This is a genomic window from Paenibacillus sp. FSL M7-0656 (assembly GCF_038003225.1).
Lineage (GTDB): Bacteria > Bacillota > Bacilli > Paenibacillales > Paenibacillaceae > Paenibacillus > Paenibacillus amylolyticus.
Window position 1 is genome coordinate 4,104,283 of record NZ_JBBOOT010000001.1, and the last position, 11,594, is coordinate 4,115,876.

11 protein-coding genes and 1 tRNA gene are annotated in these 11,594 nt (G+C 44.4%); 2 read left to right on the plus strand and 10 right to left on the minus strand.

What is annotated here, in order from left to right; translation table 11 throughout:
- Positions 1-187 precede the first annotated feature (187 nt).
- The gene (rluF, locus tag MHI01_RS18220; protein ID WP_036607293.1) at positions 188-889 is read right to left on the minus strand and encodes a 23S rRNA pseudouridine(2604) synthase RluF; all 702 of its coding nucleotides are present in this window, start codon (positions 887-889) and stop codon (positions 188-190) included.
- 18 nt (positions 890-907) lie between these two features.
- Complete coding sequence (locus MHI01_RS18225; RefSeq protein ID WP_340983789.1) at positions 908-3,247, minus strand: ATP-binding protein; 2,340 nt, start codon at positions 3,245-3,247, stop codon at positions 908-910.
- Positions 3,248-3,579: 332 nt separating this feature from the next.
- On the opposite strand from MHI01_RS18225, the gene tadA reads away from it, so the two are divergent.
- Together tadA and MHI01_RS18235 are read left to right on the plus strand one after the other, a co-directional pair.
- Positions 3,580-4,086, plus strand: a complete 507-nt coding sequence (gene tadA / locus MHI01_RS18230) for a tRNA adenosine(34) deaminase TadA (RefSeq protein WP_076254823.1) — start codon at positions 3,580-3,582, stop codon at positions 4,084-4,086.
- 43 nt (positions 4,087-4,129) lie between these two features.
- Positions 4,130-4,699, plus strand: coding sequence for a GNAT family N-acetyltransferase (locus MHI01_RS18235; RefSeq protein WP_047841147.1), 570 nt, complete (start codon positions 4,130-4,132; stop codon positions 4,697-4,699).
- 251 nt (positions 4,700-4,950) lie between these two features.
- Here the strand turns inward: MHI01_RS18235 and MHI01_RS18240 are convergent, their stop codons facing one another.
- From MHI01_RS18240 to MHI01_RS18275, 8 genes are all read right to left on the minus strand, one after another.
- Positions 4,951-6,045: a hypothetical protein gene (locus MHI01_RS18240; RefSeq protein ID WP_340983791.1), complete on the minus strand. Its 1,095-nt coding sequence runs from the start codon at positions 6,043-6,045 to the stop codon at positions 4,951-4,953.
- A 235-nt stretch (positions 6,046-6,280) separates the two neighbouring features.
- Positions 6,281-6,433, minus strand: coding sequence for a small acid-soluble spore protein P (locus MHI01_RS18245; protein ID WP_036607296.1), 153 nt, complete (start codon positions 6,431-6,433; stop codon positions 6,281-6,283).
- Positions 6,434-6,454: 21 nt separating this feature from the next.
- Entirely contained in the window at positions 6,455-6,631 is a 177-nt protein-coding gene (locus MHI01_RS18250; RefSeq protein ID WP_340983792.1) for a hypothetical protein, read from the minus strand.
- A 29-nt stretch (positions 6,632-6,660) separates the two neighbouring features.
- Positions 6,661-6,999, minus strand: a complete 339-nt coding sequence (locus tag MHI01_RS18255; RefSeq protein WP_036607297.1) for a hypothetical protein — start codon at positions 6,997-6,999, stop codon at positions 6,661-6,663.
- Positions 7,000-7,191: 192 nt separating this feature from the next.
- Positions 7,192-7,280: transfer RNA gene (locus MHI01_RS18260), tRNA-Ser, on the minus strand.
- Positions 7,281-7,476: 196 nt separating this feature from the next.
- The gene (gene serS, locus MHI01_RS18265; protein ID WP_076254817.1) at positions 7,477-8,760 is read right to left on the minus strand and encodes a serine--tRNA ligase; all 1,284 of its coding nucleotides are present in this window, start codon (positions 8,758-8,760) and stop codon (positions 7,477-7,479) included.
- A 273-nt stretch (positions 8,761-9,033) separates the two neighbouring features.
- A complete protein-coding gene (pdxT, locus tag MHI01_RS18270) occupies positions 9,034-9,624 on the minus strand; it encodes a pyridoxal 5'-phosphate synthase glutaminase subunit PdxT (RefSeq protein WP_036671585.1) in 591 nt (196 codons plus the stop codon).
- A 217-nt stretch (positions 9,625-9,841) separates the two neighbouring features.
- Positions 9,842-11,230 (minus strand): D-alanyl-D-alanine carboxypeptidase family protein, encoded by a 1,389-nt coding sequence (locus MHI01_RS18275; RefSeq protein ID WP_340388285.1) that lies wholly within the window; start codon positions 11,228-11,230, stop codon positions 9,842-9,844.
- Positions 11,231-11,594 lie beyond the last annotated feature (364 nt).

Below are 11,594 nucleotides of genomic sequence, written 5' to 3' on the forward strand. Positions count from 1 at the left end.
CGTTCTCCAGGTACAAGGAGAACGGTCTTTTTGGTTTTATAAGGCTTATGCCTGGTTCATCTACATATTTCCTTACTATTCGGTATTATTGACTAGTCTTCATTAACTCTGCTTTCCGAAAAAAAGCCCTGCGCTCCTTTTCGGAAAGCAGAGCTTTAATCGGTTAAATTAGTCGAACTCGAATCAACTATTCCAGTGAATAGTCTAACAGACCGCCCAGCTCCGCTTTTTCAGCAGGGGTAAGCTCCCTCCATGAACCTGTCGCCATTTCTCCAAGATGGATGTTCATGATCCGAATACGCTTCAACTTACGAACCTCGTAACCAAAGGCACTACACATCCGCCGAATCTGACGGTTCTTTCCTTCAGTCAGGATGATACGGAATACTCGATCCGTCATCCGGGTCACTGTACAAGGCAGGGTCATTTCACCCAGGATCTTCACCCCAGTGCTCATACCTCTAAGGAAACTCGGGGTTACAGATCGATCAACAGTAACGATATACTCTTTCTCATGGCGCCCTTCTGATCTAAGAATCCGGTTAACGATATCACCATCATTGGTCATCAGGATCAAACCTTCCGAGTCCTTATCCAGACGTCCAATAGGAAAGATACGTTCATCGTGCCCGACAAAATCAACGATATTGCCCTGAATATGCTGCTCGGTTGTACTTGTGATCCCGATCGGTTTATTCAGCGCGATATATACGTGTTTTCTCTTTTCCTTGATTGGCTTGCCATTGATTCGTACATCGTCGCCTTCTTCTGCCTGACTGCCCAGTTCAGCCTTAACTCCATTAATGGTTACCTGACCACTATCCACCAACTTGTCGGCTTCACGCCGGGAGCAATAACCTGTTTCACTAATAAATTTATTAATACGCAAAAGGTAATCTCACCTCATCTATTTCTCTTCATCTGTAAATGTGTCATCTGTTACCTGATCTACCTCAATAACTTCCGGTTGTTGCTCGGATGCAGGCAGTTCAATAATAACCGTTGTTCCCTTGTTCATGACGCTTTTAATATCCATCATGCCCTTATGTGATTGAATAATGCGCTGACTGACCATCAGGCCAAGCCCTGTTCCAGACTCTTTATTCGTAAAGAAAGGCTCCCCAAGCTTGGGCATCATCTCTTCCGGGATACCGATCCCTTCATCCCTGATCTCAATTCTGACGCGTTTCGATTGCTCGTCATGCTTGAGCTTGATATGGATGTTTCCTCCATTTGGCATGGCCTCCATACCATTTTTCAGCAAATTGATGAATACCTGCTTCAATTGGTTCTCTTCACAGTGTACCATAGCCGAATCGGATGAGGCACGCAGTACAAATTCTACACCATGCAGATGCGCCTGACTATCCAGTAACGAGATGACATCGCCAAGAATAAAACGAATATCCCGATTCTGAAAATGAACCGCCTGCGGTTTCGCCAGAATCAAAAATTCACCAACAATAAGGTTGATTCGATCCAGCTCCGATAACATCAGATCCAGATGACGATGATTCAGCTTGTTGCTCTCTTGCTGTAACTGCAGGAATCCGCGCAGCGTGGTCAGTGGATTACGAATCTCATGTGCCACACCTGCTGCAAGCTGGCCCACGGTTGTTAGCTTCTCAGAACGTCTCAGCAGCTCTTCCATCCGATTACGGCTTGTAATGTCCCTGGAGACACTAATGAGCGCGGTAATCTCTCCAGCCTCGTCTCGTACCGGAGCCGTACTGACACTGACCTCTACTCGGGTTCCGTCTTTCTTCATCCAGGTGGTTTCGTTGGACGTAATGGACATCCCCTCAACGAGTTGGGCATGCTGACGTTTCATTTCTTCTTCTGCCTCTGGCGGGATGATCTTCAGATTACGACCTTCCACCTCACGACTTCGAAAGCCATATAATTGTTCAAATGCGCGGTTAACCCGCAGCACTTTTCCTTCAAGATCCGTAATGTGAATGGCGTCCGCTGTCTGATTGATAATGGACTCCAGATGTTCTTTCACCGCCCGATTCTCTTCATACATCTGTTTCAGACGACTCGTATAATGGCCCAGATTACGTATCATGGCATTAATACGATTGGCCAGTTGGCCAAGTTCATCCTTCCTCCGTACTTTCAGACGGAAATCAAAGTGCCCATCCGCTACATCATTCACTTTGCCCAGTATGGATTGGATCGGACGTGTAATATACCCTGCGAGCAAATAGCTGCCAAAGATCACAATCTCCAGCAAAACCAACGATATGGAGGCATGGCTCACCAACTGCTCAGATACCATGGAGGATATTTGCTTATAGTCCATGACAATACTGATCACATAGGAAGACTGATTGGGTGTGAAAATGGGAATAAAACTCTTCAGTACCTTCTGTTCGTGCGTTTCACTGACAAAAGATACATTTTGCCCTGTTCGAATGGCGCGCACCACAGCACGATGATCCTCATCCGTAGAACCATACTGGTATGTACCAAAACGAATCGGTCTGTTATTCAACTTGCTAAAGTTCGAATCTCTTCCGTCATCACCCATGTTCGGGCTGCCAAAAGTCAACGGATTGATGCCTGTAATCTCCAGAATGGAGGGATTGACCTCACGAATTTTATTTAAAATCTCATCCGGACTAGAGATTTTCACATAGTCATCAACTTCCGTATTATTATAGAAGGGATTGATTATGTAGTTTCTCTTTCCATCATGGTAGTAACCCCAGATATCAATATCCGAAGGACTGGATGTCGAATATTCGAATCCATCTGACCAGAAATGCTCCAACTTCTGTCCTTGGGGAATCGTCACCTGTTGTTTTTCAAATAATTGCTTAAAGGCCTGATACCAATAAGTCATGGATTTGGTGGACAGCCCGATTTCTCTCGGATCTGAGGAGCGGTTAACAACGATGTCATCATCCGTCTGTTCCATTAACGAAATATGTGAGACGCCGACCTTTTGGCTCAAGCGTACAAGTTCTTCATTTGTGATATTATTAATATCCGGGTCCAATTCTTCCGCTGCCATGACAGCAGCAAGCCACAGATTGTTTCCAATCTGCCGTTTTACATAATCCGAACTGTATTGATTCTGTTCGACAGCAATTGCAATCTGCTTTGCAGTGAGCACCATCTTGGTTTCACTGTCCTGCCTCAGATTCTCTTCTGTAGTATAATAACTCAGTGCGATATTCAACACTAAAATAACGAGCACTGAGCACGACATAATCATGGATAATTTCGTTTTAATAGACAAGTTTTTTTGTTCACCTCTCGGCTTGTACCCTCTGGCGATATATGGCAAAACCTATCTCCATCATAACGCTTGTATGTCTTTTTGAAAAGGATAATTGACCTGTGTCCAAAAGTTACCGAATGACTGAAAAGCTCGAAATTCGTTGTTTTTTGCATTTTCGAACTCTACAATGAAATTAATCACTATATTTATCCACATACCCACAGGCTTGTGGATAGTTTGTTTATAACTATGTGAGCAACTACACGGTTATCCACAATTCTATACACAACATGTTAACAACCCGAATATTTGTTCGCTGAATAAACGATTTTGGAAGGAGTTATATAGTTATGAATGACCATTCTCCCCAGCCCGATCTTGGGAATTTATCTGAAGAGGCTCAACATGAGCACTGGATGCGAGAGGCCATTGCCGAGGCCTACAAGGCTGAAGCTCTTGGGGAAGTGCCGATTGGAGCTGTAATCGTACAAAATAACCAAATTATTGGTCGGGGATACAATCTGCGTGAAACTACACTGGATTCCACCGCCCATGCAGAGATGGTGGCTATTCGTCAGGCCAGCGAGACCATCGGAGCTTGGCGTTTGTTGGATTGTTCTCTGTACGTCACATTGGAACCTTGTCCAATGTGTGCAGGTGCAATTGTACAATCCAGGGTCCCCCGCGTAATCTATGGTACGGCTGATCCCAAGGCAGGCTGTGCAGGTACACTGATGAACCTGTTACAGGAGCCGCGTTTTAACCATCGCACCGAGGTTATTGCGGATATTCTCCAACCTGAATGCTCCACGATGCTAACTCAATTTTTCAGAAGTCTGCGCCAAAAGTTAAAGTAGTCACCGACTACAAACATCCCAATTAGAAAGGAAGTGTGCTGTAATGGCACTAACACTCTATGATACAGCCAATGGCATAAGCCTTCGGTTGCTCACACCCCAAGATACACAGTCCTATTTGGACCTGATTCAGGTCACACGCGTCCCCTACCAGTCTGTAGAACCCGTGCGAGACGATGAATTCTATACACTGGATGCTCAGACTCGGCGGATTGAGGATCGGGTCAAGGCAGCAGAAGATGGTACAGGATATCAATTTGGAATCTATACTATTAAAGACAGCCTGTTGATTGGACAAGTAAGTATCAACAATGTCGTATTGGGCGTTGCCAATTATGCGGATATGGGTTACTTTATCCATCCAGATTATCAGGGTGGCGGACGAATGACAGCAGCGGTTAAACTGGCCGTAGCTTATGGCTTCCGTGCGCTAAAGTTAAATCGGATTCAGGCTGCAGTATTGCCCTCCAACAAAGGTTCACAGCGCGTACTGGAGAAGAACGGATTCCAGTTTGAAGGTACTGCTCGCAAATACCTCAAGATCAACGGCAAATATCAGGATCATCAGATCTATGCTGTACTTGCTGAAGACTTGGACGAACTTGCAAACTAATTAAGAAGAAACGTATCCTCTCAACCGTCTGCATTCCAATTCTAAAATATACAAATTTAATGTATAAAACCGCACTACCCTAGCTATGTAGGAGAGAGTGCGGTTTTATTTTTATAGATCACCAGCCACGATTCAAAATCAATTATTTTGCGGATATCCCCCTTACGCTGTCTAACTAAAAAAACCGCCTGTACCCAAGCGGAAGGATATTATCCTTCACTTGAATCACAGACGGTTTGAACTCAGCGAGATTAGTATCCGTATGAAGCGTTCATCAGTTCTTCGAACTCTTGCATAGTAATTACGTCATCGCCAGTAGGGATGTTGATTTTGAATGCTGCTTTTTCGTTAATCTTAGTGTACGTATTGGAACCGGTAAATGCCAATTTCACTTCGTCTTTTGTACCTTCTGGCTTGATCAGCACATCAGCGACCATCTTTTGATATACAGGGAAGTCGTTTTTGTCCAATGCGAAATCGATGTTGAATTGGTTGATTGTCAGAACATCTTTCAATTTATCCAAGTCTTTAGCCATTTCAGCCTGATCTGCTTCAGTGATCTTCAGATCTTCTTTAGCTTTGTCGATATCAGCCTGATCCATTTGCAGCATTTCACGATATTCCTCTTTGGAAATAATATCCAATACTTTAGGCATAGCTTTTGTTACCAGTACAGTAACTGCTTCTTTAACATTGTCATTATTCACCGAGAATTGTACAACTTGCTTCGCATCTACACCTTCAGGAAGTTTTGCATCTTTGGTGTCTAGATTTTTGAAGAATTTAGCTTGATCGTACTCGCTCAGCACTGCGTCCATGACTTCGTTGCTCAGCTTTTGCGTTTTGGCTGCGTCCATAGCATCAGGGTTCCATTCTGTACCCTCTTGCTCAGCCAGTTCTTTCAGGTCCAGCTCCAGGAACTTGTTAACAACATTCTCCGGAATCGGGAAGAACGGAATATTCGGCACTTTCACATAGAGTTTCTCTGCTGTCATCACCATTGGGATGTTAAAGGTCATACCCATGTCGCCTTTAAGCTCGATGCCAAGAGTCATCTCTGTCTGCATTGGCTCACTTTGGTATACACCTGTTACATTCAACTGAGCATCCTTCAGCATGCTCATAAACTGAGTCATGGTAGGATCAGTTTGTGAAGCATCCCCAGGTTTATAGCTCAATTCATTAATAGTGAAATTAGAACTCATTTCATACGAAGTCAATTTGGAAGCATTGGCCGCAGCCGTCTTCAATGCCTCTTTTGGTTCCTGCTTGCTGCTACATGCTGTTAATGCCATAGATACGGTCAACAGCAACGTGAGAAGAAGCGCCCCCATACGTTTAGTCATTTGTTTCTCTCCTCTCGTGATAACCCCAAAAAAAAGTAATTCAATATCAATGATATACCATATCACCAGATACCGAAACCTAATTTGGGAAAAATGTGATCTTTCCTCTTTAAAATGGCTACAAAGACCTATGTCAGCTTTGGGAATAACCATGTGCCTGTCTTTATATATGTATGAATACGCAAAAGCCCCCTGTTAGGTAACAAGGGACTTTTGCGTGAATCTGTTTCTTCTATTAACCTTGAGGATTCAAATGATCCACATGATTTTGATTTTTTACTTTTTTGGAACCGGATAATGGTTCCTGCATGGAAGAGCGTTTGGATGAATGACGATGCTGTTCGGATGCTTGCGCTTCCGGTACGGGAATTGTTTTTGGTTTGCTCATATTATTGCCCCCTCATCATTGTTAGGAATGGGATGGGTCCCTATCTTCCGTTTTGTCATGATTCAGTGCATCCTGATGACGGCGATCATTAATATCTTGCTGATTTTGCTGGGCATAATGACTGTTTACGGCAGGCTGCTCCAGATCATCGACTACATTTTGCAGGTTTTTGTCTACTCCCGCTTTGGCTTTAGTCAATTGAGTTCACTCCTTCAGATTTCAGGCTATTATCTCGTCTGGGATTGTAACGACTGGGCGCATTCATGAATGTGCCGTGTATAATCGTGAGCCAGTTCCTGAATCGGTTCTGTACGCTCATCCGTCGTTCGTCCATCCCGTTCCACATCAATCAGCTGTACGCTGACTTCACGGGAATCGACATATGCACATTTGAAATCAAAAGAGTACATCTCGTGCCCTGCTGTAGCAATGTGTATCCGAATCGCCTGCTGATCGGCTTCATCGGCCATTACCTGAGCCTGGTCTCCAACATTCAGGACTTGAGGCAAACGTTCTTGCCAAGCCCCTACAAGCTCTGTCTGATCGATGTTTAACTCGCGGTTCATCTTACCACCTCCACTCCTATAAAGTGCGGCGATGAAGATGTTTTTATACATATTAGCCTTATTCAAAATATAACGTTGTACTGAGCAACGTATACATCGGTCACCAACCTGTATGCTCACTACGCTGGACAAACTCACAACGCAAAAAAGGACCCGAGCGTTATCGCTCGAATCCTTGTTATAAGTGTAGTATGGCGGAGAGGGTGGGATTCGAACCCACGTGGAGTTGCCCCCTAACGGTTTTCAAGACCGCCCCGTTATGACCGCTTCGGTACCTCTCCAGGGAATTAACTTTTATAAACTTGCCACGAAAAGTATCATACCACATCTCGACATTATAATGCAACCTTTTTATATTAAAATTGATAATTCCGTATCAGACAACTGCCTCAGTTATACAAAACACTCCAATCCGCCATTCCAAAATGACGGATTGAATTTGTATTCCCCTGATGAGGATGGTTAGCTAACTCTTACTTAAGAGCGACGTGCAATCACACTTGCACCGCCCATATAAGGACGTAATGCTTCAGGAATGACAACCGTACCATCTTCCTGTTGATAGTTCTCCAGGATAGCGGCTACCGTCCGTCCAACCGCCAATCCTGACCCGTTCAATGTATGAACAAATTCCGGTTTGGCTTTTGGCTCTCTGCGGAAACGGATATTGGCACGACGTGCCTGGAAGTCCTCACAGTTGGAGCACGAAGAAATCTCACGATAAGTGTCGCTCTCAGGCAACCACACTTCAATATCATACGTTTTAGCTGAAGTGAAGCCCATATCTGCCGTGCACAATGTCAGGACGCGATACGGCAAGCCCAACAATTGAAGCACACGCTCCGCATTTTGAGTCATTTGCTCCAGCTCTTCATACGAAGTCTCCGGAGTAGAGAGCTTGAGCAGCTCTACTTTGTTGAATTGATGCTGACGAATCAAGCCGCGTGTATCCCGTCCAGCCGAACCGGCTTCAGAGCGGAAACAAGAGCTGTATGCCACAAAGTGCTTAGGCAATTGATCTACATTCAGAATCTCTTCGCGATGATAGTTCGTTACCGGAACTTCAGCAGTAGGGATCAGATAATATTCGGTATCTTTCAACTTGAACAGGTCTTCTTCGAACTTAGGCAGTTGACCTGTTCCAAACAAGCTGTCCCGATTAACGATGTATGGAGGCAGAATCTCTTCATATCCATGTTGATCGCTGTGCAGATCCATCATGAAGTTAATCAATGCACGTTCCAGACGTGCGCCTAGACCTTTATAAAAGGTAAAACGGGAACCTGTTACTTTGGCAGCCGCTTCAAAATCAAGAATATCGAGATCCTGTGCAATTTCCCAGTGTGCTTTTGGTGCAAAAGTAAATGACTTCGGCTCTTCCCAACGACGAATCTCAACATTGTCGTCTTCAGAAGCTCCAATAGGTACGCTTTCGTTAGGAATGTTCGGAATCGCCATTGTGAGATCATTGATCTTCACTTCCAGTTCCCGAACTTCCTCGTCCATGGCTTTGATTCGATCAGACACTTCGCGCATCTCCACAATCAGATCATCAGCATTCTCACGATTTTTCTTCAGTCTAGCAACTTCCGCAGAGACCGTATTCCGACGGCTCTTCAGTGTTTCACTCTCTTGAAGCAACTCCCGACGCTTGGCATCCATCTCGGTAAATCCAGCGATAAGATCCAGCGATTTGCCACGTTTAGTCAATGCTTCTTCTACACGTGCATACTCATTCCGCAATATTTTCACATCAAGCACGATATACCCCTCCTAAATAACCTCACAACGTGAAGCCTTATGTTAAATCCATTCTCAAAACTCTACTGTATACACCTTACTATATACTTATCGGAACCTGTAACCCAAAAAACAACCTATATCCCCCTTGTCACCCTCCGCTGCGATTCCCGCTATGAAGCAGATACAGGCAACATCAGGCATCCGTTCAGATGCAACTGCCAACCAGTGGCCTTACACGGCTTCTGGTGAAGTGATCCGATGACCGGGAGATCATAGGTTGTACATCATGCATTATTTAGAGTCTACCGTGTGTTTGTAGGATCTGGCCATGTCTACAAAATAAGTATGCAGACGATAGTCATCCGTCAATTCCGGATGGTAGGAGCAAGCCAACAAATGTCCCTGACGAGCCGTAACAATCTCATCCTTGTATGTGGAGAGAACCTCCACCTGGTCTCCGACACTCTCGATCAAGGGTGCTCGTATAAACACAGCCCTTACCGTTTCCTCAATACCTTTGACTGGCAAATCCGTCTCAAAACTCTCTCTCTGCCGTCCAAATGCATTTCGGGATACAGTCATATCCATTAGCTCCAAATGAGCTTCTTCTTGCCCTGCAATGTGTTTAGCCATAACGATCAAGCCAGCACAGGTACCAAATACCGGTTTACCCTCAGCAGCAAACGCCCGAATGGCATCCATAAACCCATACTTGCGCATCAGTTTACCAATCGTCGTGCTTTCCCCGCCAGGAAGGATAAGACCATCCAAGTCCTCCAATTGCTGAACCTGTTTGATAGCTATACCTTCTGCTCCAGCACGTTCAATACTTCGAATATGCTCTGTGACAGCTCCTTGAAGTGCTAAAACGCCGATCTTCATACGCTCATTCCCCTTCTCTTACCAGCCACGATCTTGCATACGGTAAACGAACATTGTACTTTTTCACTTCATCATACGTGAATTCTAACTTGATATTTTACCGGAAAAATTGTAAATATACAATCCATCCGGTCGGAATAACTTGTATTTTGTCAATGATATGACCAGATAGACATTAAAATCATGATCATACTCATTCCATAAAGTTTGCTAAGGGTTAGAACAGGTTTTTGATTCCGTCAAAAAGATCCACAAAGAAATCCTTCACAGCACGGAAGAACAAGCGGAACCATCCGCCTTTTTCAGCCTCTTCAGCAGTGATCAAGTTCACTGTTTTTTCCTGTGGCTCAATTCCCTCTGCTTTATACGTGTACGTTACCGTACCAACCTTCGTACCTGCCTTGAGTGGTGCTACCAACTTGTCAGCCTCAGTTACGTTGGCTTTGAACGTCACATTCAGGTTCTGAGTACCTTTGGGTACAACAAAACTTACCGCATTATCTGTTACAACAGGAACGGTTGTTTCTTTCCCTTTTTTCAAAGGTACCGCTTCCCAGCCCGTCACTTTGGTCTTGCCTGCAACAGCCTGTTTCACTTCAAAGTTGTTAAATCCATAGTCCAATACCTTTTTAGTTTCTCTGAAACGTGCGGATTCCGAATCTGTGCCCATAACAACACTAATTAGACGCATACCGTTACGTTCTGCTGTACCTGTAAAGTTATTACCTGCGTTCGTGGTATGGCCTGTTTTCATTCCATCCAGACCTTCATACGCATAGCTTTTGAAATTGGTTATATTTTTATTCGCTTCCAGCATCCAGTTGTAATTGATAATTGGAGCTTTATCATTGGGACGGAACTTGTAGGATTGAATCGTTGTGAATTCTTTGTAGTCTGGGTGATCCATAATGATGTATCGGCATAGAATTGCAGCATCCAGAGCGGACATCACCGTTTCCTTGTCTTCAGCTGGGCGGAAATCAGCAGGCATATCTGCTCGATCGAGACCGGAAGAGTTGATAAAGAAGGTATCCTTCATGCCCATACGCTTCGCTTCATCATTCATCATTTTCACGAAAGCTTCTTCGGAACCGGCAACATACTCAGCTAAAGCAACCGTAGCATCATTGGCAGAGCCAACAGCCATAGCAATATAGAGATCCTTAACTGTGTGCTCGTCACCTTCTGCCAGGAAAATACGTGATCCGACACTTTGTGCAGCATTCTTTTTAACAGGTACAATATCGTCCCAGCCAAATTTACCTTGTTTGACCTGTTCTGCGACAATGTACTCTGTCATCATCTTGGTCATACTTGCAGGTGGCATCGCTTTATCCGCATCAACATTTAGTAGAATCTGTCCAGTTGAGGCTTCCATAAGCACTGCAGATCTAACTTCAAGCCCAAGTGAGTCTACCCCAGGCACCTTTACGGCTTTTTCCGTCTTTGTTGTTGTTGCCGTAGCAGTCAGAACCTGACTGGAGTTGTCCGCAGCAGCCATGACCGGCATGACTGCAGACATGCAAAGCATGTTAATTAGCATTACCGAGGCTACGCTCTTTTTGAGCATTTGGCGTTTCTTTTTATTCATGTGTTTGGCTTTCAATGATGAATACTCCCTTCGATCCAAAGCATTGTTAATTGCTTCAGTGCAGCTTATGCTGCGATTTTCTTGTTCCCTAACCTGCGTGTTTGATGTATGAGATGTGTGCTATATGCGCTGTATCGAACGAGCAATATTATTGCTCCTAAAGTTCGTTATCGATTGTCACTTAGTCCGCATTTTGCAAATGCTTATGTAAAAGGACGTCCGCGCTTCTGTTTACCTGGCAGCCTTTTCTGGCACTGCATTTGCTTTTCAAAACCATATTCATAGATTCACGTCAAAAAGCCGTCGCAACGCCTTAATCCACCCATGGATCGTCACCGCTTGTTCTATTCTATCACAGGGATATCTGCAAAAAAAGACA

What these genes read in the sequence shown, in the direction of transcription:
- pdxT (WP_036671585.1), bottom strand. Translation starts at nt 9,624, where the DNA reads ATGAAGATCGGCGTTTTAGCACTTCAAGGAGCTGTCACAGAGCATATT.
- MHI01_RS18255 (WP_036607297.1), bottom strand. Translation starts at nt 6,999, where the DNA reads ATGAACCGCGAGTTAAACATCGATCAGACAGAGCTTGTAGGGGCTTGG.
- MHI01_RS18235 (WP_047841147.1), top strand. Translation starts at nt 4,130, where the DNA reads ATGGCACTAACACTCTATGATACAGCCAATGGCATAAGCCTTCGGTTG.
- MHI01_RS18245 (WP_036607296.1), bottom strand. Translation starts at nt 6,433, where the DNA reads ATGAGCAAACCAAAAACAATTCCCGTACCGGAAGCGCAAGCATCCGAA.
- tadA (WP_076254823.1), top strand. Translation starts at nt 3,580, where the DNA reads ATGAATGACCATTCTCCCCAGCCCGATCTTGGGAATTTATCTGAAGAG.
- MHI01_RS18240 (WP_340983791.1), bottom strand. Translation starts at nt 6,045, where the DNA reads ATGACTAAACGTATGGGGGCGCTTCTTCTCACGTTGCTGTTGACCGTA.